Below are 22057 nucleotides of genomic sequence, written 5' to 3'. Positions count from 1 at the left end.
TCCAAGCACACCTGCTCGAACTCCTCGGCATCGACGAAACCCGACCCCGCTGGCTGGAAACCTAAAACCCCATCTGCGAAGTCCGGGGCTAGCGGGGGGTCCGGCCGGCGCCGGAGGCGAGCTCCTTGGCCGCCTCGGTGAGGTCCTTGGCGGTGTCGATCGCCCGCCAGTACACGCCCTGCGGCAGCTGGTAGCCCGCCAGCCGCTTGCCGCGGGCGAGTTGGGGGAAGGTGGTGCGCTCGTGGTCGCCCACGTCCGGCAGCAGCTCGGCGAACTCCGGGCTGAACACGTACAGGCCGGCGTTGATCAGGAAGGGCGAGGGCGGCGCCTCGATGAAGTCCAGCACGTTGCCGAACTGGTCGGTCTCCACGGCGCCCCAGGGGATCCGCGGGCGGGCCAGCGCGAGCGTCGCGACGGCGTCCCGCTCGTGGTGGAAGGCGGCCATCTCGCGCAGGCTGAAGCGGGTCCAGATGTCGCCGTTGGTGGCGTACCAGGGCTCGTCCGGGCGGGGCAGCGCCTTGGCCGCGTACTTGAGCCCGCCGCCGCGCCCGAGCGGCTCCGCCTCGACCACCGTGCGTACCCGCAGCGGCAGGTCCGCCTTGTCCAGCCACTCCTCCAGCACGTCGGCGAGGTGCCCGCAGGAGACCACGACGTCGGTGACGCCCTCCTCGGCCAGCCAGGCCAGCTGGTGGCCCAGGATCGGCGTGCCCGTCCCGGGGATCTCGACCAGCGGCTTCGGGCGGTCGTCCGTGTAGGGGCGCAGCCGGGAGCCCTGGCCGCCGGCCAGGATGACGGCCTGGGTCACGGGCGTCGTGGTCGGCCGGGGCTGCGGGTGCGGGGCGGACGGAAGGTCGGCGGCGGGGCCGGAGTCAGCGCTCATGCCTGAACAATAAGGCGGCGGACGGGGGCGTCCGCCGCCTCGGTGGCCTCGGGCCTCGGGCCTTCGGGGCCTTGGGGCCCTCGATGTCCGCGCTGTCCTCTACACCCTCTACGCCCTACGTCCTCAGCCGACGACGCCGGCCGCGAACGAACCGTCGCAGACCGGGCGGGCGAAGGAGCGCGCCCGCTGGACGTCGCCCTGGTACTTGCGCACCGCCGCCTTGCCCAACTCCGTGGACAGCGAGGTGCAGTAGGGCGTCAGCGAGGGCTGTTCGCGCATCGAGCGCTCCAGCAGGTCCAGCGCGGCGGAAGGGTTCTTGGCGCGCAGCTCGTCCAGCAGGGCCACCCGCAGCGACTCCTGCGGGGCGAGCCCGTCCGCGGCCTTGGCCACGGCGCCGGCCGCGTTGTTGGAGCGCCCGATCCCGGTGCCGTCGCCGCTGGACGCCGCCACGACCTGCTGGTCGAGCCCGGTCGGCGGGGCCCACGGGACCCGGGTCACGGCGAGGGTGCCGGTGGTCACCAGGACGACCGGCAGGGTCAGGGCGACGGTCTGGCCGATACGGCGCAACAGCTGCTTCACCCTCAGGAGAGTAGCGGTGGGTACGGGCCGAATCGCCCTCCGTTACACCATCGAGTGACACGGTGTCCCGTTTCGTCCCCTTGCCGTGTTGACACGGGGGTGTACGGGCGGAGCCCGCCGGACCGCGAGGGTCCGACGGGCTCCGGGGCGCGCCGTGACGCGCCGTGACGCCTAGTGACGTGCAGTCCGCGTCAGTTGCTCAGGCGCAGGCCGGAGCTGGTGGAGAAGACGTGGGTCTCGTTGGCGATCGGCACGACGTGGATGGTCTCGCCGCGGGCCGGGATCTGGCGGCCGGGGACGCGGACGACCAGGTCGTGGTCCTCGCCGCCGATCTGGGTGGTGCCGTAGACGAAGCCGTCCGAGCCGAGCTCCTCGACGACGTTGACGGTCACCGCGACGCCCTCGATGCCGCCCGCCGGGACGATCTCGAAGTGCTCGGGGCGGATGCCGACGGTCACCGTCTTGTCGGCGCCGGCGCCGGCCAGGTTCTCGCGGGAGATGTTGACGACCGAGCCGCCGAACTTCACGCCGCCGTCCACCAGCGGCACCTGGACCAGGTTCATGGCCGGCGAGCCGATGAAGCCGGCCACGAAGAGGTTGGCGGGCTTGTCGTACATGTTGCGCGGGGTGTCGACCTGCTGGAGCAGACCGTCCTTGAGCACCGCGACCCGGTCGCCCATGGTGAGTGCCTCGGTCTGGTCGTGGGTGACGTACACCGTGGTGATGCCCAGGCGGCGCTGCAGGCCGGCGATCTGGGTGCGGGTCGAGACGCGGAGCTTGGCGTCCAGGTTCGACAGCGGCTCGTCCATCAGGAAGACCTGCGGCTGGCGGACGATCGCACGGCCCATCGCGACGCGCTGGCGCTGACCGCCCGAGAGCGCCTTCGGCTTGCGGTCCAGCAGCGCCGTGAGGTCGAGGATCTTCGCGGCCTCCTCGACCTTGGTGCGGATCTCCGCCTTGTTCACGCCGGCGATCTTGAGCGCGAAGCCCATGTTGTCGGCGACGGACATGTGCGGGTAGAGCGCGTAGTTCTGGAACACCATGGCGATGTCCCGGTCCTTCGGCGGCAGGTGGGTGACGTCGCGGTCGCCGATCCGGATCGCGCCGGCGTTGACGTCCTCCAGACCGGCCAGCATGCGCAGGCTGGTCGACTTGCCGCAGCCCGAGGGGCCGACCAGCACGAGGAACTCGCCGTCCGCGATCTCCAGGTCCAGCGCGTCCACCGAGGGCTTGTCCGCCCCGGGGTAGACGCGGGTCGCCTTGTCGTACGTGACAGAAGCCATGGTCGTTGCTCTCCTTCACCGGCAGGAACGTGCCGGACGATCCGAGTAAAGGGGGTGGGTTCGTGCTTCGCCGGCCCACCAGTGGTCTGAACCACTGCACGAGCCGACTCCCGGCGACGCTACCTGCGCTTCCGCCGCTTGTCAGCCCCCACCCGACCCGATTTCGGCATCGGTTCCATCACGTCCACCCATCCCACCAACCCCTGGATATCCCCCCATCCCGTCCCCCGCGCCCGGTAGACTGCCCCCGGTGCCGCCGTGATCCCTCGCGGACGGCCACCGTGCCTCCTTAGCTCAGCTGGCCAGAGCACCGCTCTTGTAAAGCGGGGGTCGTCGGTTCGAACCCGACAGGGGGCTCTGCGCAGGTGGGAAGGGCCGGTCCGACGGGTGTCGGGCCGGCCCTTTCGTTGTGGTCGGGGGTCAGTCCGGGGGGAGGGTGAGGGTGGCCAGTGCGCCGCCGTCGGGGTGGTTGGCGAAGGTCAGGGTGGAGCCGATGACGCGGGCGTGGCCGGTGGCGATGGTGAGGCCGAGGCCGTGGCCGCGGCCGCGTTCGGGGGCGTTGGTGCGGAAGCGCTGCGGGCCGTGGCGCAGGAGGTCCTCGGGGTAGCCGGGGCCGTGGTCGCGGACGGTGATCCGCAGGCCGTCGACGGTCAGGTGGACGGGGCCGGCGCCGTGGCGGTGGGCGTTGAGGATCAGGTTCCCGAGGATGCGGTCCAGTCGGCGCAGGTCGGTGCGGACCTGCCGGTCGGCGGTGATCTCGACGGTGACGTCCAGGCCGGTGAGGGAGACGGTGCGGCGCGCCGCGCGTTCCAGCGGGACGGCGGAGAGGTCGGGGGACTCGGCGTCCGCGTCCAGGCGGGAGACCTCCAGCAGGTCCTCGACCAGGCCGCGCAGCGCCTGGACCCGGTTCTGCACGAGCTGGGTGGGGCGCCCGGGCGGCAGCAGTTCGGCGGCGGTGACCAGTCCGGTGAGCGGGGTGCGCAGCTCGTGGGCGACGTCCGCGGTGAAGCGCTGCTCGTCCTCCAGCCGCCGGTGCAGGGTGCGGGACATCAGGTCGATGGCGGCGGCGAGGTCGGCCACCTCGTCCTTGCCGTCGACGAGTTCGCCGATCCGGGTGTCCGTGCCGCCGGCCGCGATGCCCCGGGCGGCGGTGGCCGCGGTGCGCAGCCGGCGGCTGATCCGGTCGGCGACGAGCACGCCGGCCAGCACGGTGGTGAAGACCGCGGCGACGACGGTGAACAGGATGATCCGGTCCAGGTCGGCGATGGCCTGCCGGTGCTGGGCGAAGTCGACCCGGACGGACAGCACCCCGTTCCGCACCGGGCCGGCCGCCCACATCGACTCGCCGGTGCCGTCGGTGGCGAGCAGCGAGCCGTGCCGGCCGCCGTCGGCGAGGGCGCGCAGCCGCTCGGGCAGGGCCGGGTCGTTCACGGCGCCGCCGCGGGCGACCGGCTCGCTGTCGCGGCTGTAGGCGTCCAGCGCGGAGTCGAGTGCGGCGAGTGCGGAGGTGCGGGCCTGGTCGACGTGCTGACGGATCATCGCCTGGTGGACCAGCAGGCCGACGGCCACCGCGACCAGGACGGCGATGGCGGCGACGGCGGTGGCGATCTGGCGGCGCAGGGTCATGCCGGGCGCCGCAGCTTGTAGCCGAAGCCGCGGACGGTCTCGATCCGGCCGGAGCCGATCTTGGCGCGCAGCCGCTGCACGTGGACGTCCACGACCCGGGTGTCGGCGCCCCACTCGTAGTCCCAGACGCGTTCGAGCAGGGTGGAGCGCTCCAGCACGATCCCGGGCGCGGCGGTGAACTCCAGCAGCAGCCGCAGTTCGGTGGGGGTGAGCGGGACGAGGCGGCCGTCCACCCGGACCTCCATGCTGTCGGTGTCCACCTGGAGGCCGTCGAAGCTGCGGAGGGACGGGGAAGGGGCGGACCCCGGCGCCCGCGGCGGCTGCGGCGTCCCGGGGGCGCCGGGGGCGCCGGGCAGGGCGTCGGCCGGGGACTCGGCCGCCGGGACGACCCGGATGCGGCGCAGCACGGTACGGATCCGGGCGACCAGGACGGCGCTCTCGAAGGGCTTGACCACGTAGTCGTCGGCCCCGGCCTCCAGCCCGGAGACCACGTCCACCGGGTCGGTCCGGGCGGACATCATCAGGATCGGCAGCTGGCTCTCCTCCCGGATCCGGCGGCAGAGCCCGACTCCGTCGAGCAGCGGCAGCATGACGTCCAGCAGGAGCAGGTCGGGCCGGACGGCGTGGAAGGCCTCCAGCCCCTCCAGGCCGTCGGCGGCCGTGGTGACCGGGAAGCCGTAGCGCTCCAGGGCCATCCTGGTGGCCTCGCGGATCACCTCGTCGTCCTCGACCAGGAGGATGTGCGGAGGGGCGGGGGCGGTGGCGGCGGGGGTCATCGCTTCGCTTCCGGGATCACGGCGGGGGCGGAGGGCACGGACGGGACGGAGGGCGGGACGGAGGGCGCGGAGGGCACCGCGGTCGGCCGGACGGTGCGCGGGGACGGGACGGCTGCCTCGGGGGCCGTCTGCTTCGGTACGAGCGAGCCGGGGCGCATCGGTGCCGGGCCGGGTTCGGGCGCGGCGGTGGCCGCGCGGCCGGTGTCCGGACCGGTCGGCGGGAGCAGGCCGAGGCCCTCGTCCGTGCGTTCCTTCAGGACGAGCCTGGTCCCGTCCCACTCGTAGTGGCTGCGGGTCACGACGTAGGCGGCGGTCGGCTCGAACAGCCACAGCTCGGTGCCGATGGTCGTGGCGTTGAACGCCGGTTGGACCTGCACCTGGAGGACGGGCAGGAGGTGGTCCTCGACGAGGGTGTACACGTGCAGCACGACCCGCCCGGGGGTGGTGACGGCGGTGATGAGCTCGGGCTGCCCGTCCCCGGTGAGGTCGCGGAACTCGGGGGTGCGGATGTCGCAGCCGGCGCACGAGCCGAGCGCCTGGCGTTCCTCCTGGCCCAGCTTCGGGTCCTTGGCGAGGACGGTGCGGACGTCGACCGCGGTGATGTCGTGGCCGGGGACGGTCAGATCCGGTACGGGCTGCGGGGCTTCCTGGGTGACGCCGGCCGCGGGCGCGGCCACCGGGGTGGCCGTGGGCAGCTGCGGCCAGAGCGGCAGGGACACCGGCGGCGGCGTGACGGCCCGGGCCGGGCCCTGGTCGCGCAGGTCGCCGGGGGCGGCCCGGCCGAAGGCCAGGGCGGCGAGGGCGAGGACGACGACCAGGCCGGCCAGGGTGGCCACCGGGACGGCGCCGGGTCGGCGACGGGGTGCTGGGGTTGCTACCACGGTCGGTGTTCGTCCTCCTGCTCTGCGGCTTCGCTCCGGTCGTCGCTTCCGTCACCGTCCCGCGCTGGTAGGTCGCGTGGACGGCGGCGGGTGGTTCCGTTTCCCACCTCAGCACATGCCACCCTCAGGCCAGGTCCGCCAGCACGATGATGTTGTCCGTCCAGTGGCCGTCCGAGCCGATCTGCCCGCCGCAGGTGATCAGCCGCAGCGCGGGCGCCGGCGTGTCGCCGTACACCTGCTCGGTGGGGAAGTGGTCCTTGGGGGCCTGGAGCAGCGTGCGGACCTTGAAGTCCACGGTGCCGCCGTCCGCGCGACGGATCCGGATCAGCTCGCCGGGCCGCAGCTTCGGCAACTGCTTGAAGACGGCCGGGCCGTGCACGGTGTCGAGGTGCCCGATGAGCACGGCGGGGCCGGTCTCGCCGGGGGTGGGGCCGTTGCGGTACCAGCCGACTTCCTGGCCCCGGTCGGCCGGCGGCACCTCGACCGTGCCGTCCGCGTTCAGGCCGAGCTCGGCCACCGGCGCGTCAACCCCGACGGAGGGGACCAGCAGGCGGGTCGGCGGCGAGGGCGGGTACGGCTTCGGGGCGGTGGCCGCGGCGCCGGTCGTGGCCGGGGCAGCCGAGGTGGTCGCCGGGGCGTCGGTGCCGGTGACGGTGCCGTGCCCGGAGGTCTCGACCCGCACCACCGGGGTCTCCCGGCCGGACAGTGCGAGCGAGGTGCCGAGCACCAGGCAGAGCAGGCCCGCGGTGCCGAAGGCGGTGCGGCGCAGGGGGCCCGGGCCGGGGCGGGGGGCGCGCCGGCGTCCCCGCCGGTCGTCCCGGCGGTCTTCCCGGTGGTGCGCCCTGGCGCGTCGGTGGCTGGCGGTCCCCGCCACCGGGGCGACCCCGGCGCCGCTTCCCCGACTGGCCGGGTACGGGGAAGCGGCGCCGGGGAGCCCGGCGGACTCGGGACCGGTGTCAGCCGCGCGCACCGGAGCGGCGGCGCAGGACGGCGAAGCCCAGGGCCGCGGCGCCGACGGCCGCGACGGCACCGCCACCGGCGAGCATCAGACCGGAACCGTCGGCGGCGGCGGATCCGTCACCGGCCTGGGCGGCGCCCTTGGGCACCTCGCGGACCTGCGGCCGGGCGCCGCCGGGGGCGGCCGGGGCCGGGGTGGCGGTGCCCTTCGGGGCGGACACGGCCGGCGAGGCCTCGGCCCGGGTGGCCGCGGGCGCGGGCGTGGCGGTCTTCGGCGCCGTGCCGCTGCCCGGGGCGATGCTGGGGGCGGCGCTGGGGACGACGCTGGGGATGGCTCCGGGGGCGGTCGCGACCGGCGTCGGCACGCCGTCGGCCCAGGCCTGCCCGCCGGTGACGGTGGCGAGCAGCGCGGCGCCGGTCAGGGCGCAGGCCGCCAGGACGCGGCGGGCGGGCGAGTGGTGGGTACGGCTCCTGCTCATGCGGGGTGTCTCCATCGTCTGCATCGGTCGGTACGTGGTGGCCCGCCGGTCCGCGGTGCGGTCCGCGGTGCGGTCCTCGGGACTCGGCGTGCTGGTGTCGCGGGGACGTACGTCGTCGGCGCCGGACGCGTGCGTCCTCGTCGCGGACGCCTTCCGACCGGGTTCGGCCGGGGCGTCGTCGATGACGCTAGGAGGGCCGTGTCGCGGTCCTCGGCCGGTCGTGTCACGGCCGCCCATCGGCTGCGTAACGGCGCGGCGGGGCCGCTCGTGACGTCCGGCCGCCCCGCGTCACCCGCCCCGCCCCGCGTTGCCTTGCCCGTCCCGCGTCACCCGCCCCGCCGCTACCGCCCCGCCGTCCCGCCGTTACCGCCCCGCCCGCAGCCGGCGGAGGGTCCAGTCCGGCCCGAGCGGCCGGGTGTGGGCCGTGAAGAGTTCGGCGGCGCGGCGGTAGGAGAGGCGGGCATGGCCGGTGTGGGGGCAGCGGTCGCGGGCGGGGGTGCCGGCGGGGGCGCGGCGGTCGGTGAGGAAGAGCGGGCCGGTGGCGCGGCCGGCCAGCAGGAGGGGGAGCAGCCGGGCGGTGCCGGACTGCCAGTGCAGCGGGGCGCTGCCCGGGCGGGTGCGGCGGCTGGGCAGGTCGAGGTGGTCGGTGTCCAGGGCGAGGACGGTCTCGATCGCGGCGCCGGACTCGTGCAGCAGGTGCCAGAGCGCCTGTTCGCGCAGCGGCGCGCGGAGGGCGAACAGGGCGCGCAGCTCCTCTGGGCTCAACGGGCTTGCGGCCGCGGCGGGTTCGGGCAGTGGGCGGGGGGTCAGGGCGGTGGTCGGGTCGCCGTCGAGCCAGCCCCGGGACCGCCACCAGGCCACGGCCGCGCGCAGGGTGGAGAGTTCCCGGTTGAGGGTGCGCGGGTCGGTGTCGGTCGCGCGCCGGGCGGCCGCGGCGCGGAGCCGCTCGGCGGCGTCCGGGTGGTCGAGCAGCGCGAGTGGCAGGACGGGCGGCCGGGCCCGCCGCCGTGCGGGGCCGGTGGGGGCGGGTCGGTCGGCGAGCGCCCAGGCCCAGGTGTCCAGGGCGATCCGGTAGATCCGCCGGGAGCCGTCGGCGAGCCCGGAGGCGGCCAGGTAGCGCTCGACGGCGACGGCGTACTCGACCGGTGGGAGTCCTGCCGCAGTTTCCGTCACGATCGCCCTCTTCCGCAGTAAATCGATTTCGTCAACCCGTCTCAGGCCACGCGAACCCTAGTCGGTATTCGCGGTAAATGGCAGGTGGAGAGGCTGAAAAGGGGAATTTACTGCGGCAGTTCGGCCTGCTCGGCAAATTGACTCCAAAAGGCTCAACTTTTTCTCCGTGATCCCTTGAATCCGTTCCCCGTCGAACCGCAGACTTGCTGAGCATGGCAGTGCAGACCGAACGGATCCCGGCCCGCAGAAGGCGTCCGGGAGACCGTCTCGCCGTGCTCGGCGAGCGCGAATTCAGGTGGTTCTTCCTCGGGTACGCGACCTCCCTCGTCGGCTCCTCGATGGCGCCGGTCGCGGTCGCCTTCGCGGTGCTCGACGGCGGTGGCGGCAGTGGCGGTGGCAGCACCGGCAGCACCGGCAGTGGCACCGACCTGGGGTGGGTGATGGCGGCCCGGATCCTCCCGGTGGTGCTGGTGCTGCTGGCCGGCGGGGTGATCGCGGACCGGCTCGGCAGCCGCCGGGTGATGCTTGGCTCGGACCTGCTGCGCGGCCTGGTCCAGGCGCTGTTCGCCGGGCTGCTGGTGGCCGGGCACGCGCCGGTCTGGGCGATGGTCGCCCTGGTGGCGGTCTGGGGGATCGGCGAGGGCCTGTTCATGCCGGCGTTCGGCGCGATCGTGCCCGACCTGGTGCGCCGCAGGGAGCTGATGGCGGACGCCAACACCCTGCTGGGGCTCGCCCGTTCGGTGTCCACCGTGGTCGGCCCCGCCGTCGCCGGGCTGGTGACCGCCGGCTGGGGCCCGGCCGCGGTGCTGCTGGCCGACGCGGTGACGTACGGCGTCGGCGCCTTCGCGCTGGCCAGGCTGCGCCTGCCGGAGCGGGCGGCGGCCGACGGGGAGTCCGTGATCCGGGACGTGCGGGCCGGCTGGTCGGAGTTCGTCTCCCGCCCGTGGCTGTGGATCACCACCGCGCAGATGGGCCTGTTCAACCTGCTGGTCTGGGCCCCCTTCCTGGTGCTCGGCCCGCTGCTCGCGCAGCGGGACCTCGGCGGCGCCCGCGCCTGGGGCCTGGTGATGGGCGGGTACGGCGCCGGTGCGGTGCTGGGCGGCCTGCTGATGCTCGGCTGGGCGCCCGCCCGTCCGCTCGCGGTGGCGTCCGTGGCGGCACTGGCGTGGGCCCTGCCCTCCGGGGCGCTCGCGGCGGGGGCGGGGCTGCCCTGGGTGGCCGTCGGCGCGCTGGTGGCCGGGGTCGGCTCGGCGGTCTGCGGGACGCTCTACAACACCACCACGCAGAAGTGGGTGCCGGTGGAACTGCTCGGCCGGATGACGGCCTTCGGCGTGCTGGGTTCCTTCGCCCTCGGCCCGCTCGGGCTGGCGGCGGCCGGTCCGCTGGCGGACCGGTTCGGCGCGGGCGCCGTTCTGCTGCTCGGGGCGGTCTGGCAACTGGTGGCCGGGGTCGTAGTGTTGACCGTACCGGCGGTACGGAACCGCCGCTGGGAGGAGGGCCCGGACAGCTGACCAACCCCTCGGACGGCTTCGGGGCGCACCCCCGGCCCACCGCGCACCGCGCCCGGCCGGCCCCGGAGCGCGAACGGCTGCCCCTCCCGCGCACGTGCGCCTCCGCGGCGGGCGGGGCGGCCGACCCGGACGTACGGTGGAGGTCGGGGGTGACGGAGGAGGTCGATCATGCCCGGCTCGCTCACCATCAGCCATCACGAGTCCGCGGTCAGCGTGGACCACGTGGACGCGCAGCGGCTCGCCACCGTGCTGGCCGACCTGGCGTACCTGCTGGAGATCCCGGGGCCCAACCGGATCACCGACGAACAGCTCGCCGTGCTGTGCGAGGGGCGCACCCCGGACCGTGCCGAGCTGGTGCACTGGTGCGCGTCGAACGCCCGCGGCCTGAAGGGGCAGCTCTGACCGAAGGGGCGACTCCGGCCGTAGCCGCTTCTGCCGTCGGCCGTCCGCCGTACGATGGCGCGCGGGGCGGGGACGCCCCCCGGGTGCCGGGGTGGCCGGCGGCCGGTCCGGCGGAGGGTGGGGGCCCGAGCGTGCCGCAGTCCTGGTCGATGTCCTGGCTCACCGTGCCCACCCCGCTGCCCAGCGGGCCGATGCGCATCGCGGTGACCCCACTGGGCGTGGTGTCGGCCGGCTACGGCGGGTCGAGCGGGGGTGAAGTGCCGCCCTGCACCGACGAGTCGAAGATCGAAGCCGTCACCGGGCGGATCGGCGCGTACCTGGCGGGCCGCACCCGCGAGCTGGGCCTGCCGATCGACTGGAGCCTCAGCTCGGGACCGCACCGCGCGGTGCTGCGGACGCTCTGGCGCGAGGTGCCGTACGGCCGGACCATCACCTACGGCGAACTGGCGGCCCGCAGCGGGGTGTTCGAGGACGTCACGGAGCCCGGCCTGGCCGCCCGCACGGTCGGGCAGATGATGGCCGCCAACCCCGTCCCCCTGCTGGTGCCCTGCCACCGGGTGGTGGCCGCGGACGGGATCGGAGGCTTCGGCGGCGGCCGGGTCGGGATCGAGGTGAAGCGCTGGCTGCTCACCCTGGAGGGGGTGCTGGAGCCGACCCTCGACTGGGACGGCCCGCTGTAGGGGCGGCGCCCGGTTGCCGGCGGATCATGTCGATCCGCGCATCGTGTCAACCCGCGCACCGTGTCAAGGGGTGGCGTCGGCGTCGGCGCGGATGCGGGAGGATGGGGCCTGGCGCGCCGATATGTTCGAATAAATAGTCGAACAATATCGATCGGGTGATCTATTCGTACTATTTGTTCGGCCATTCCGAACCACTCGAACGAGTGATTGCGGGACGCCCTCGAATGGGCCCACCATGAAGCTGCAACACGCATGTGCAAGGCGACACTTCATCGGGTATGCGAAGGGCTCCCCTCATGTCGACCGAAACCAATGCCGGTATTCCAGCACCCGCGCCAGGTGCGCGGTCGGAGATCCGGCAGCAGCAGAGTCTGAGCACGGCGGGCGCGCGGAACCTCGCGACGACCACCAAGTCCGCGCCGCAGATGCAGGGCATCAGCCCGCGCTGGCTGCTCAGGAAGCTGCCCTGGGTGCAGGTGTCCGGCGGCACCTACCGGGTGAACCGCCGCCTGCGCCACTCGGTCGGCCGCGGTCGGGTGAGCTTCGTCAAGACCGGCGCCGAGGTGCGGGTCGTCCCGCCCACGCTGGCCGAGGTGCCGGTGCTGCGCGGCTTCCAGGACGAGGCCGTGCTGGAGGAGCTGGCCTCGCGCTTCGTGCAGCGGGACTTCAACGCGGGCGACGTCCTGGTCCGGGCCGGGGCGCCGATCACCGAGGTGTTCCTGATCGCGCACGGCAAGCTCGACCGGTTGGGTGCCGGCAAGTACGGCGAGGAGACGGTGGTCGGCACCCTCGCCGACGGCGACCACCTCGGCGACGAGGCGGTCCGGCAGGACGGCGGCGACTGGCCGTACACCGTCCGCGCCGCGACCTCCGGCACCGTGCTGACGCTGTCCTGGCCCTCCTTCCAGGAGCTGCACGACCGCTCCGAGGCGCTCCAGCTGCAGATCATCGAGTACCTGAACGGCTTCCAGCAGGCGCAGAACAAGCACGGCGAGGCCGCGATCGACCTCTCCGCCGGCCACCAGGGCGAGTACGGGCTGCCCGGCGCCTTCGTGGACTACGAGCTGAAGCCGCGCGAGTACGAGCTGAGCGTCGCGCAGACCATCCTCAAGGTGCACACCCGGGTCGCCGACCTCTACAACCAGCCGATGAACCAGACCGAGCACCAGCTCCGGCTGACCATCGAGGCCCTGCGGGAGCGCCAGGAGCACGAGCTCGTCAACAACCCCGAGTTCGGCCTGCTCAGCAACGCCGCGTACGACCAGCGGTTCCAGACCCACTCCGGCCCGCCCACCCCGGACGACATGGACGAGCTGCTCAGCCGCCGCCGCGGCACCAGGATGTTCCTGGCCCACCCCAAGGCGATCGCCGCCTTCGGTCGGGAGCTCAACAAGCGCGGCCTCTACCCGGGGACGGTCGAGGTCGAGGGCCGGCAGATCATGTCCTGGCGCGGGGTCCCGGTCTTCCCGTGCAACAAGATCCCGATCGTCGGGGGCACCAGCTCGATCATCGCGATGCGAATCGGCGAGGACAACCAGGGCGTCATCGGCCTGCACCAGACCGGAATTCCGGACGAATACCAGCCGAGCCTTTCGGTGCGGTTCATGGGAATCAACGACAAGGCCATCATTTCCTACCTGGTGAGCGCCTACTACTCCGCCGCGATCCTGGTGCCGGACGCGGTCGGTGTCCTGGAGAACGTGGACATCGCGCAGTACTGACGGCGCGCGGGGCCGGCCGCAGGGCCGCGCCGCCCGCCGGGGCCACCCGACGGCCCCGGTCGGACGGCGCGCGCCCCGGGTGCGCACCGGCGCGTACCGGCCAGGCCCGCCCCCGCCCGAGGGCGGCCACGGGCGGTGCGCGACCGCGCCCGGCACCGCAGCGCAACCCCGGCCCGCCGTCGGCGGGCCGTCCCACGACAGGCGCCCGACAGGGGGAAACACCCATGACGAGTCCCACGCTGGAGCGGGACCACAAAGAGGGGCACGAGGCGGCGGACATCCTCGCCCGGACCCGCGCCCTGGTCGATCCGGTCCTGCGGGCCGCCGTCGACTCGCTGCCCGGCACCATGCGCAAGGTGGCCGGCTACCACTTCGGCTGGTGGGAGGCGGACGGCACCCCCGCCGAGGCCTCCGCCGGCAAGGCGATCCGGCCCGCCATGGTCCTCGCCGCCACCCAGGCCCTGGGCGGCAAGCCCAACGAGGCCGTCGCCGCGGCCGCCGCGGTGGAACTGGTGCACAACTTCACCCTGCTCCACGACGACGTCATCGACCGGGACGACACCCGGCGCCACCGGCCCACCGCCTGGCGGGTGTTCGGCACCACCGAGGCCATCCTGGCCGGGGACGCCATGCACTCCCTCGCGCTGCGCCTGCTCGCCGAGGACAGCCACCCGGCCGCCCACGGCTCGATCCGCCGGCTCGCGGACTGCGTGGTCGAGCTCTGCGAGGGCCAGCAGATCGACTGTGCCTTCGAGCGGCGCAACGACGTCTCGCTGCCCGAGTGCCTGGCGATGGCGGAGGCCAAGACCGGCGCGCTGCTCGGCGCGGCCTGCGCGATGGGCGCCCTGTACGGTGGCGCCTCCGAGGAGGCGGCCCAGGCGCTGGACGGCTTCGGCCGGGAGATCGGCCTGGCCTTCCAGCTGATCGACGACCTGATCGGCATCTGGGGGGATCCCGCGGTCACCGGCAAGCCGGTCGGTGCGGACCTGGTCGCCCGGAAGAAGTCGCTGCCGGTGGTCGCGGCGCTGGGTTCCGGCACCGTCGAGGGCAAGCGGCTGGCCGAGCTGTACGCGATCGAACGCCCCCTGGACGCCGAGGAGTTGGCGCAGTGCGCGGCGGCGGTCGAGGCGGCCGGCGGGCGCGGCTGGGCGCAGGGCGAGTCCTGTGAGCGGATGGCCGCGGCGATGGCGCAGCTGGCCGCCGCGGTGCCGGAGCCGGCCGCGGCGGACGAGCTGCTGGTGCTCGCCGAACTGGTCACCCGCCGCACGCACTGAGCGGGGTGCCCGCCACCAACGCCGCTCGGAAGGCTCGGAAGCGTCATCGGGAGCGGGAAGCCGGCCGGGCCGGCTTCCCGCTCCTGCCGCGTCCCGGGGCGTCTGCGTTCCGAGGCGGTCCGCCGTCAGCCGAAGGCCGCCAACAGCCGCTGCTCCTTGGCGGGTTCGATGCCCTGCCGCACCGCCGCCCCCGGCCGTCCCTTGCGCCCCTCGGCGTCGGTGTCCTCGGCCGGCCCGCGCGTCCGCAGCCACTCCCAGGTGTCCCGCGCCGTCTCGGCGAACGGCCGGCAGCGCAGCCCGGCCGCCTCCGCCCGGCTCGTGTCGGCCAGCCAGGCGCCCGCCAGCTCGGGCAGATCCGGTGCCCACAGGGGGAGTTCGGTCCACGCGCCGACCTGGTCCGGCCCCTCGGCGAGCAGTGGCCCGTCCGGCACCCAGACCAGCTCGGTGTCCGCGGTGCCCGCCAGCTCCCGGCAGGTCTCCAGCCACTCGCCGAAGCGGAGCCGGCCGGGCGGCGCCGTGGTGACGAACCGCCCCGCCGTACCGGCCGTCAGCAGGTCCAGCCCGAAGGCGGCGAAGTCCCGGACGTCGATCACCTGCATGGTCCGTCGCGGATCCCCCGGCGCGAGCACCCGGCCGCCGCGGGCCATCCGCTCCAGCCACCAGGGCAGCCGGCCGCCGAACTCGTACGGACCGACGAGCAGCCCGCTGTTCAGCACCAGCGTGCGCTCGGCGCCGAACCCGGCCAGCACGGCGCGCTCGCAGCCGGCCTTCAGGGCGTTGCCGGGCGGTTGGCCGGGCGGGGTGTCGGCGGGGCAGGGGTGCGGCGCGGAGTCCTCGTTGATCACCCGGGCGGGCCAGTCGGCGAAGGCGTGCACGGAGGAGACGAAGGTGTAGTGGCCCGCCCGCCCGCGCAGCAGCCGGGCGCTGAGCGCGGCCTGGGCGGGCTGTTGGGCGGAGGTGTCGACGACGGCGTCCCAGCCGCGGCCGTCGACCAGCCGGGCGAGGTCCCCGGCACTGTCGCGGTCACCCCGGACGGCCTCGACTCCGGGCAGGTCGGCGGCGCTGCGGCCGCGGTTGAAGGTGGTGACCCGGTGGCCCCGGGCGAGGGCCTCGGCAGCGTAGGCCCGTCCGAGGAAGGACGAGCCCCCAAGCAGGAGGATCTTCATGACGACGACCCTGCCTCGTACGCCCGGCCCGTACGCCCGGATTAGCGGTCGGCAGATGTCGGGTCGGCGGCGCCGAGCGGCGTCCGGTCCGACGTGCCGCGCCTCCGGGGCCCCCTTAGCATCCGATCTGTACGGCTTGTGCCGGTTGTGCGCCCGTGCCGCCCGTGCCGCGGTCGGCGACCGCACCCCGGCCCGGTGCCCGCCCCGGACGAAGGACCCGTGATGAACCAGCCCGAGCTGGAGGCCCTGGCCGCAGACGCGTACGTCTACGGCTACCCGCTGGTCGCCGGCCTCACCATGGTCGAGCGCTTCGCCCGGGGCGGCCTGGGCACCCTGCCGGCGGCGCCGTTCAACCACATCAGCCACGCCACCCGGCTGGCCGGTCCGGCCGACCGCTTCGTCTCGGTCAACAACGACATGATCTACTCGATCGCCCAGCTCGACCTCTCCGAAGGCCCCCAGGTGCTGCGTGTCCCGGACACCGGGGGCGCCTACTACGTGCTGCAGGTCATCGACGCCTGGACGGACAACGTCGCCTACCTCGGCCGCCGGGCCACCGGCACGGACGCGCAGACCTGGCTGATCGTCCCGCCAGGCTGGCACGGCACCCCGCCGGACCCGAGCCGGGTGATCGAGCTGCCGACCACCGTCGGCACCCTCGTCGGCCGCTTCGCCTGCGCCGGCCCGGACGACCTGCCCCGGGTCAGGGGCCTCCAGGCCGCCCTGGAACTGGAGCCGCTGGAACCCGGCGGCCTGGCCGCCGGACTGCCCGAGCCGGACGAAGGCGTCCCCGAGCGGCTGGCCTTCTTCGAACGGCTGCGGGTCTGGATGCAGGCCTTCCCGCCCGCCACCGTCGACATCGAGTACCAGCGCCGCTTCGCCCCGCTCGGCCTGCTGGACGACGGCGCCTCGCCGTACCGGGCCGCCGCCGCCGAGTGGACGCTGGCGCTGGCCAAGGGCCTGGCCGCCGGCCGCGAACGGGTCGAGGACGCCAGCCGCCCGTCCGAGGACCACCCGCCCGGCGAGTGGCGCAGCGCGCTCCACCTCTTCGACTACAACACCGACCACCTGGGCCCCGGCACCCTGGACGACCCCGAGTGGCGCATCCCCGACCGCCGCGCCGCCTACCTCAGCCGGGCCGCCGCCGCCCGGGCCGGCCTCTGGGGCAACCACGCGTACGAGGCCTCGTACGCGATGACCTACGACGACTCCGACGGCCGGCCCCTCACCGGCCTCCACAGCTACACCCTGCACTTCGACCAGCCGCCGCCGACCGGGGCGTTCTGGGCCGTCACGATGTACTCCGTCCCGGACTACTACCTGGTCGAGAACCCGATCGACCGCTACTCGATCGGCGACCGCACCCCCGGCCTGGTCCACGGCGAGGACGGCTCCCTCACCCTGACCCTCCAACACGACCAGCCCGAGGACCCGACCGCCGCCGCCAACTGGCTCCCCACCCCACCCGCCGAGTTCCGCCCCATCCTCCGCATCTACCAGCCCGAGCCCCCGGTCCTGGACGGCACCTACCAGATCCCCCCGATCCACCGCATCTGACGCCCGGCCCCCGCACCAGAAGTCGACCGGGTCGACTTCTGGTGCGTCCGGTGCCGGGGGAGTGGGCAGCCGGTCCGCCTGCTCGCGCCGTACCGAGCCTGTTGCGCGTGCGTTCGGGGCGGTCGGGTCGACGTCTCGCGCAGTCAACCCGGCGCCATCTCAACCTAGTTCGGCGCCGACGGGGAGGCGGTTGCGGTGGCCGTCGGATGCGGTGAGGCGTCCGAAGTGGGTGGTGCCGTGGGGGTCTGTGAGGGGGTTGGCGATGCCGTCGCGGAGGTGGTGGCGGTGGCGGAACCGGTCGGGGCCGGTGTGGAGGACGGCGAGGGATCGGCCGGGGCGGAGGTGGCGCCGCCGCGGTTGTGCGGCCCACCCTCCAGGGTGACCACGGCCTGCGAGGGCGGCAGCGCGATCCGGGCGGTCCAGTGGGTGGCCGGCGCCTGGTCCTCGTCCACGGTGACGATCACGGTGATCCGCTGGCCGGGCGCCAGGGTGCCGGAGTCGCGGCTGAGCCGGAGCCAGCCGGCGTCCGTCACCGCGTGCCAACGGATTTCCGTGGTGCCGGAGTTGGTGAGCGTGAGGATGGTCCGGCTGCCGTACCCGCCGGCCTCGACGGTGAGCAGTCCGGCCGGGGTCGGTCCGCCGGCGTCCGTCGTGGAGGCCCGGTCGACCGAGGGGACCGGTGCGGCGGCCAGGGTCGGGCTGCCGAGCGGCGCTGCGCCGTGGGCCGGAACCGGGATCACCGCGCCCTGGAAGCTGAGTCGCTGGAATCCGGGAAGCAACGTTTCTGCACCGCCCATGCCGGCACCGCCCGCGCCGACACCGCCCGTGACCAGCCCGCCCCCGGTCCCCGCCAGCTCCGTCCCGGGCATGCCGGACGCACCAGGCCCCGCCGGGCCGTCCACCGCGGGCTGCGGCCGCCGGCCGCCCGCCCGGCCGGACTCGTCCACCCGCACCGCCGACACCGAGGCTCCCGCCCCCGATCCGCCACCGCCCCGGTGCCCGGCCCAGAGCGCGATCACCGGTGCCGCCAGTACGGCCGCGAGCACCCCGGTGGTCACCACCCGCCGCCGCACCGCCAGTCCGCGCCCCGCGTCCGGCGCCCGGTGCCGGGGGAAGCCGCCCTGGTCGAACCGCGGCCCCGGCTCCGCCGCCCGGCCGGCCACCTCCCGAAGCGCCACCTCCCGGCCCGCCACCGCGGGAGCCCGCAGCAGCGCCAGTCCCGCCAGCCCCGCCAGCCCCGCCGAACCAGCCGCACGCACCGAACCAGCCGAGCACTCCGCCGCCTGGCTCGCCGCCACCCGCTCCGCCGTCCCCCGGCAGGTCGGGCAGTCCACCACGTGCTGCACCAGCTCCCGCCGCAGCGCGGGGCCGAGCACCCAGTCCCGCCAGGACTCCGCTCCGGCCCCGCCGAGCCGGTCCAGCTCCGGGCAGCTGCCCACGCCGAGCACCAGCAGCGCCGCCCTGGTCCTGGCCACCTCGGCCTCGGCCCCGGCGAGCAGCGCGCGGGTCCGCTCGAACGGCAGCCCCAGCACCGCCGCCACCTCCAGCGGGGTCAGCCGGTGCCGGACGGACAGCTCCAGCGCCTCGCGCTGCTCGGGGTCGGTGCCGGCGGCCTCGGGCCAGGCGAGTGAGGCCAGCTCGCGCCGCCGCCGGGCCGCCTCGGCCTCACTTGCCCCGGCCGGACCGCCCTCGGCCCCGGCCACCCGCCCGGTGCCCGCCCCGGTCGCCCCGGGCCCTCCGCCCGCCAGCCGGCGCAGGCAGCAGTACCGGGCCAGCGAGAACAGCCAGGCGCGCAGCAGCCCGGGCTCGGCCAGCCGGGCGCCGTGCAGCCGCGCCAGCTCGCGGACCTCGCCCAGGGCGTCGGCGGCCGCGTCGTGCTCGCACAGCACCGAGAGGCAGTAGGTGAACAGGCCGTCCACCTGCCGGTCGTACGCCGCGAGCGCGGCTGCGGCCCGCGCCGCCCCGGCCTGCCCAACAGTTCTCGTCGTCACCCGTCCGACCGTAGAGAACGCGGCCGGCTGACCCCGACCATTCGAGGCGTATGTACTTCTTTCGGGTAACAACATCGCCCATCTGTGTGGATGCCACGGCCGGACGCGCGGTCGGAGGCACGGCCGGGCGCGCGGTCGGGCGCGCGTTCCCCACACCGCGAGCCCGCCGCCGGCCCCGCCGCCGTCCGCCCGGGCACTGTCGGACCCAGGCGCTACGGTGGGCCGCATGCCTCCGCGTTCCAAGACCACCGCCAAGCCCCGCCCGGCGTACCGCTGCACCGAGTGCGGCAACCAGCTGCCCAAGTGGGTCGGCCGCTGCCCGGAGTGCAACGCCTGGGGCACGGTCGAGGAGTACGGCGCGGTGCCGATCCGCACCACGGCCGCCGGCCCGGTCAGCGCGCCCGCCCGCCCGATCGCCCAGGTGGACGGCCAGGTGGCGACGGCCCGCTCGACGGGCGTGCCGGAGCTGGACCGGGTGCTCGGCGGCGGCCTGGTGCCCGGCGCGGTGGTGCTGCTGGCCGGCGAGCCCGGTGTCGGCAAGTCCACCCTGCTGCTGGACGTCGCCGCCAAGGCGGCCACCGCGCAGCACCGCACGCTCTACGTCACCGGCGAGGAGTCGGCCGGCCAGGTCCGGCTGCGCGCGGACCGGATCAACGCCCTCTCCGAGCACCTCTACCTCGCCGCCGAGCAGGATCTCGGTGCGGTGCTCGGGCACATCGAGGCGGTCAACCCCGGCCTGCTGATCCTGGACTCGGTGCAGACCATCGCCTCCGCCGAGCTGGACGGCGCCCCCGGCGGCCCGGCCCAGGTCCGCGAGGTGGCGGGCGCGCTGATCCGGGCGTCCAAGGAGCGCGGCATGGCCACCCTGTTGGTCGGCCACGTCACCAAGGACGGCCAGATCGCCGGCCCGCGCCTGCTGGAGCACCTGGTGGACGTGGTGCTGAGCTTCGAGGGGGACAGGCACGCCCGGCTGCGCCTCATCCGCGGGGTCAAGAACCGTTACGGCGCCACCGACGAGGTGGGCTGCTTCGAGCTGCACGACGAGGGCATCGTCGGCCTGGCCGACCCGTCCGGCCTCTTCCTGACCAGGCGTGACAAGCCCGTCCCCGGCACCTGCCTCACCGTCACCCTGGAGGGCAAGCGCCCGCTGGTGGCCGAGGTGCAGGCGCTGATGGTGGATTCGCAGATCCCCTCCCCCCGCCGCACCACCTCGGGCCTGGAGTCCCCCCGGATCGCGATGATCCTGGCCGTGGTCGAGCGGCACGGCGGGGTGAAGCTCGGCAAGCAGGACATCTACACCGCGACGGTCGGCGGGGTGAAGCTGACGGAGCCCTCCGCCGACCTCGCGGTGGCGCTCGCGGTGGCCAGTTCCTCCACCGACACCCCGCTGCCGAGCAACCTGGTGGCGATCGGCGAGGTCGGCCTGGCGGGCGAGGTACGGCGGGTGACGGGGGTGCAGCGGCGGCTCGCCGAGGCGCACCGGCTGGGCTTCACCCACGCGCTGGTCCCGCCGGACCCGGGCAAGGTCCCGCCGGGCATGAAGGTGGTCGAGGTGGCCGACATCGGCGAGGCGCTGCGGGCCATCCCGGGCCGTCGCCGCTCCGCCGCCAAGCCGCGCACCGAACAGCGCGGTGAGGCACCGTCGGCGCCGCCGGCCCCGCGTTCCGCCCGGGGTGCGGAGCGTCCGGCGGCGTACCCCGAGGAGCTGATGGACGGCTGGGAGCCGCTCGACTCCGACGAACTGCGCTGACCCAAGCCCTGCCGAGGCCACACACAGTTAGACTTTCCCCAGTCTCATTGGCCAGAAGGCAGTACCGAGCGGTACTGAGCGACAGAGCAACAGACCGCGGACCGGCGCACGGCGTGAGGCGCGCGGCACGGGTCGACCGGAGGAGTCACGTGGCAGCCAGCGACCGGGGGGCGGACAAGGCCTCCCGCGAGGAGGCCCTGCTGCGGGCCTCCCTCACCGCCATCGCGCCCGGTACCGCGCTTCGTGACGGCCTGGAGCGGGTCCTGCGGGCCAACACCGGCGGTCTGATCGTGCTGGGCTTCGACAAGACCGTCGAGTCCCTGTGCACCGGCGGCTTCGTCCTGGACGTCGAGTTCAGCGCCACCCGGCTGCGCGAGCTGTGCAAGCTCGACGGCGCGGTGGTGCTCGACAAGGACATCACCAAGATCGTCCGGGCCGGCGTGCACCTGATGCCGGACTCGACCATCCCCACCGACGAGACCGGCACCCGCCACCGCACCGCCGAGCGGGTCAACCGGCAGACCGGCTACCCGGTGGTCGCGGTCTCGCACTCGATGCGGCTGATCGCGATGTACGTCAACGGCACCCGCCGGGTGCTGGAGGACTCCACCACCGTCCTGTCCCGCGCCAACCAGGCGCTGGCCACCCTGGAGCGCTACAAGCTGCGCCTGGACGAGGTGGCCGGCACGCTCTCCGCCCTGGAGATCGAGGACCTGGTGACGGTCCGCGACGTCACCGCCGTGGCCCAGCGCCTGGAGATGGTCCGGCTGATCGCCACCGAGATCGCCGGCTACGTGCTGGAGCTCGGCATCGACGGCCGGCTGCTCTCGCTCCAGCTGGACGAGCTGATCGCGGGCGTGGAGCCGGAGCGCGAGCTGGTCGCCCGGGACTACTTCCCGGAGCGGGCCGCCAAGAAGGGCCGGACGGTCACCGAGGTGCTGGCCGACCTGGAGGCGCTCACCCACGCCGAGCTGCTGGACCTCCAGACCGTCGCCAAGGCGCTCGGCTACTCGGGCTCACCGGAGTCGCTGGACGCCGCGGTCTCGCCGCGCGGCTACCGCCTGCTGGCGAAGATCCCGCGCCTGCCCAACACGGTCATAGAGCGCCTGGTCGAACACTTCGGCGGCCTCCAGAAGCTGCTCGCCGCGAGCATCGACGACCTGCAGACCGTCGAGGGCGTCGGCGAGACCCGCGCCCGCTCGGTCCGTGAGGGCCTGTCCCGCCTTGCCGAATCGTCCATCCTGGAACGCTACGTCTGACCGCGCGCGCGGCCGTACGGACGCCGGACGAACACGGCGACGGCCCCCGGGGAGCACCTCCCCGGGGGCCGTCGCACATCCGCACCCCACCTCGCCGGCAACCCCGGGGCAG

19 protein-coding genes and 1 tRNA gene are annotated in these 22057 nt (G+C 74.6%); 9 read left to right on the top strand and 11 right to left on the bottom strand.

Features of this window, described 5'->3' with window-relative positions; genetic code table 11:
* Positions 1-88: 88 nt before the first annotated feature.
* The 3 genes from ACIQ87_RS36450 to ACIQ87_RS36440 form a co-directional block, all read right to left on the bottom strand.
* Positions 89-880, bottom strand: coding sequence for an NDP-sugar synthase (locus ACIQ87_RS36450; protein ID WP_402415648.1), 792 nt, complete (start codon positions 878-880; stop codon positions 89-91).
* A gap of 123 nt (positions 881-1003) precedes the next feature.
* Positions 1004-1459, bottom strand: coding sequence for a hypothetical protein (locus ACIQ87_RS36445; protein ID WP_402415646.1), 456 nt, complete (start codon positions 1457-1459; stop codon positions 1004-1006).
* A gap of 191 nt (positions 1460-1650) precedes the next feature.
* Positions 1651-2742 carry an ABC transporter ATP-binding protein gene (locus ACIQ87_RS36440; RefSeq protein ID WP_402415644.1) on the bottom strand — a complete coding sequence of 364 codons (1092 nt, stop codon included), beginning with the start codon at positions 2740-2742 and terminating at the stop codon, positions 1651-1653.
* A gap of 283 nt (positions 2743-3025) precedes the next feature.
* Between ACIQ87_RS36440 and ACIQ87_RS36435 the strand changes: the two genes are divergently transcribed.
* Positions 3026-3099, top strand: a tRNA-Thr gene (locus ACIQ87_RS36435).
* Positions 3100-3162: 63 nt separating this feature from the next.
* Here ACIQ87_RS36435 and ACIQ87_RS36430 read toward each other — a convergent pair.
* From ACIQ87_RS36430 to ACIQ87_RS36405, 6 genes are all read right to left on the bottom strand, one after another.
* Complete coding sequence (locus tag ACIQ87_RS36430) at positions 3163-4368, bottom strand: sensor histidine kinase (protein WP_402415641.1); 1206 nt, start codon at positions 4366-4368, stop codon at positions 3163-3165.
* Positions 4365-5144 carry a response regulator gene (locus ACIQ87_RS36425; RefSeq protein ID WP_402415638.1) on the bottom strand — a complete coding sequence of 260 codons (780 nt, stop codon included), beginning with the start codon at positions 5142-5144 and terminating at the stop codon, positions 4365-4367. Before ACIQ87_RS36425 ends, ACIQ87_RS36430 begins: the two co-directional genes overlap by 4 nt.
* The gene (locus ACIQ87_RS36420) at positions 5141-6025 is read right to left on the bottom strand and encodes a hypothetical protein (protein WP_402415636.1); all 885 of its coding nucleotides are present in this window, start codon (positions 6023-6025) and stop codon (positions 5141-5143) included. Before ACIQ87_RS36420 ends, ACIQ87_RS36425 begins: the two co-directional genes overlap by 4 nt.
* 124 nt (positions 6026-6149) lie before the next feature.
* The gene (locus ACIQ87_RS36415; RefSeq protein ID WP_402415633.1) at positions 6150-6899 is read right to left on the bottom strand and encodes a class F sortase; all 750 of its coding nucleotides are present in this window, start codon (positions 6897-6899) and stop codon (positions 6150-6152) included.
* Between the two features lie 82 nt (positions 6900-6981).
* Positions 6982-7461, bottom strand: a complete 480-nt coding sequence (locus tag ACIQ87_RS36410) for a sortase-dependent protein (protein WP_402415630.1) — start codon at positions 7459-7461, stop codon at positions 6982-6984.
* Positions 7462-7824: 363 nt separating this feature from the next.
* The gene (locus ACIQ87_RS36405) at positions 7825-8634 is read right to left on the bottom strand and encodes a hypothetical protein (protein ID WP_402415628.1); all 810 of its coding nucleotides are present in this window, start codon (positions 8632-8634) and stop codon (positions 7825-7827) included.
* Positions 8635-8846: 212 nt separating this feature from the next.
* On the opposite strand from ACIQ87_RS36405, the gene ACIQ87_RS36400 reads away from it, so the two are divergent.
* The 5 genes from ACIQ87_RS36400 to ACIQ87_RS36380 all read left to right on the top strand — a co-directional run bounded on the left by ACIQ87_RS36400 (position 8847) and on the right by ACIQ87_RS36380 (position 14222).
* Complete coding sequence (locus tag ACIQ87_RS36400; protein WP_402415624.1) at positions 8847-10145, top strand: MFS transporter; 1299 nt, start codon at positions 8847-8849, stop codon at positions 10143-10145.
* Between the two features lie 168 nt (positions 10146-10313).
* On the top strand, positions 10314-10547 hold the full coding sequence (locus tag ACIQ87_RS36395; RefSeq protein ID WP_402415621.1) for a hypothetical protein: 234 nt from the start codon (positions 10314-10316) through the stop codon (positions 10545-10547).
* 131 nt (positions 10548-10678) lie between these two features.
* Positions 10679-11227 carry a methylated-DNA--[protein]-cysteine S-methyltransferase gene (locus tag ACIQ87_RS36390; RefSeq protein WP_402415618.1) on the top strand — a complete coding sequence of 183 codons (549 nt, stop codon included), beginning with the start codon at positions 10679-10681 and terminating at the stop codon, positions 11225-11227.
* Positions 11228-11523: 296 nt separating this feature from the next.
* Positions 11524-12948 carry a family 2B encapsulin nanocompartment shell protein gene (locus tag ACIQ87_RS36385; protein ID WP_402415615.1) on the top strand — a complete coding sequence of 475 codons (1425 nt, stop codon included), beginning with the start codon at positions 11524-11526 and terminating at the stop codon, positions 12946-12948.
* Between the two features lie 224 nt (positions 12949-13172).
* Complete coding sequence (locus ACIQ87_RS36380) at positions 13173-14222, top strand: family 2 encapsulin nanocompartment cargo protein polyprenyl transferase (RefSeq protein ID WP_402415613.1); 1050 nt, start codon at positions 13173-13175, stop codon at positions 14220-14222.
* Between the two features lie 125 nt (positions 14223-14347).
* Here the strand turns inward: ACIQ87_RS36380 and ACIQ87_RS36375 are convergent, their stop codons facing one another.
* Positions 14348-15388, bottom strand: coding sequence for an NAD-dependent epimerase/dehydratase family protein (locus ACIQ87_RS36375; RefSeq protein WP_402415611.1), 1041 nt, complete (start codon positions 15386-15388; stop codon positions 14348-14350).
* Between the two features lie 222 nt (positions 15389-15610).
* On the opposite strand from ACIQ87_RS36375, the gene ACIQ87_RS36370 reads away from it, so the two are divergent.
* Positions 15611-16945 carry a DUF1254 domain-containing protein gene (locus tag ACIQ87_RS36370; RefSeq protein ID WP_402415608.1) on the top strand — a complete coding sequence of 445 codons (1335 nt, stop codon included), beginning with the start codon at positions 15611-15613 and terminating at the stop codon, positions 16943-16945.
* A gap of 164 nt (positions 16946-17109) precedes the next feature.
* On the opposite strand, the gene ACIQ87_RS36365 is transcribed toward ACIQ87_RS36370, so the two are convergent.
* Positions 17110-18936 (bottom strand): hypothetical protein, encoded by a 1827-nt coding sequence (locus tag ACIQ87_RS36365; protein WP_402415606.1) that lies wholly within the window; start codon positions 18934-18936, stop codon positions 17110-17112.
* A gap of 226 nt (positions 18937-19162) precedes the next feature.
* Between ACIQ87_RS36365 and radA the strand changes: the two genes are divergently transcribed.
* On the top strand, positions 19163-20686 hold the full coding sequence (gene radA, locus ACIQ87_RS36360; RefSeq protein ID WP_392867822.1) for a DNA repair protein RadA: 1524 nt from the start codon (positions 19163-19165) through the stop codon (positions 20684-20686).
* Positions 20687-20886: 200 nt separating this feature from the next.
* On the top strand, positions 20887-21945 hold the full coding sequence (gene disA, locus ACIQ87_RS36355; RefSeq protein WP_270151163.1) for a DNA integrity scanning diadenylate cyclase DisA: 1059 nt from the start codon (positions 20887-20889) through the stop codon (positions 21943-21945).
* Positions 21946-22057: the final 112 nt, after the last annotated feature.

Source organism: Kitasatospora sp. NPDC096204 (assembly GCF_044763205.1).
Lineage (GTDB): Bacteria > Actinomycetota > Actinomycetes > Streptomycetales > Streptomycetaceae > Kitasatospora.
Note: the sequence above shows the minus strand (reverse complement) of the source record. Positions and strands in the feature narration are given on the sequence as shown.

Coding starts and splice junctions, on each gene's coding strand:
- ACIQ87_RS36410 (WP_402415630.1), bottom strand. CDS start 7,461: ATGAGCAGGAGCCGTACCCACCACTCGCCCGCCCGCCGCGTCCTGGCG.
- ACIQ87_RS36370 (WP_402415608.1), top strand. CDS start 15,611: ATGAACCAGCCCGAGCTGGAGGCCCTGGCCGCAGACGCGTACGTCTAC.
- ACIQ87_RS36395 (WP_402415621.1), top strand. CDS start 10,314: ATGCCCGGCTCGCTCACCATCAGCCATCACGAGTCCGCGGTCAGCGTG.
- ACIQ87_RS36385 (WP_402415615.1), top strand. CDS start 11,524: ATGTCGACCGAAACCAATGCCGGTATTCCAGCACCCGCGCCAGGTGCG.
- ACIQ87_RS36375 (WP_402415611.1), bottom strand. CDS start 15,388: ATGAAGATCCTCCTGCTTGGGGGCTCGTCCTTCCTCGGACGGGCCTAC.
- radA (WP_392867822.1), top strand. CDS start 19,163: ATGCCTCCGCGTTCCAAGACCACCGCCAAGCCCCGCCCGGCGTACCGC.
- ACIQ87_RS36430 (WP_402415641.1), bottom strand. CDS start 4,368: ATGACCCTGCGCCGCCAGATCGCCACCGCCGTCGCCGCCATCGCCGTC.
- ACIQ87_RS36425 (WP_402415638.1), bottom strand. CDS start 5,144: ATGACCCCCGCCGCCACCGCCCCCGCCCCTCCGCACATCCTCCTGGTC.
- ACIQ87_RS36450 (WP_402415648.1), bottom strand. CDS start 880: ATGAGCGCTGACTCCGGCCCCGCCGCCGACCTTCCGTCCGCCCCGCAC.
- ACIQ87_RS36440 (WP_402415644.1), bottom strand. CDS start 2,742: ATGGCTTCTGTCACGTACGACAAGGCGACCCGCGTCTACCCCGGGGCG.
- ACIQ87_RS36380 (WP_402415613.1), top strand. CDS start 13,173: ATGACGAGTCCCACGCTGGAGCGGGACCACAAAGAGGGGCACGAGGCG.
- ACIQ87_RS36400 (WP_402415624.1), top strand. CDS start 8,847: ATGGCAGTGCAGACCGAACGGATCCCGGCCCGCAGAAGGCGTCCGGGA.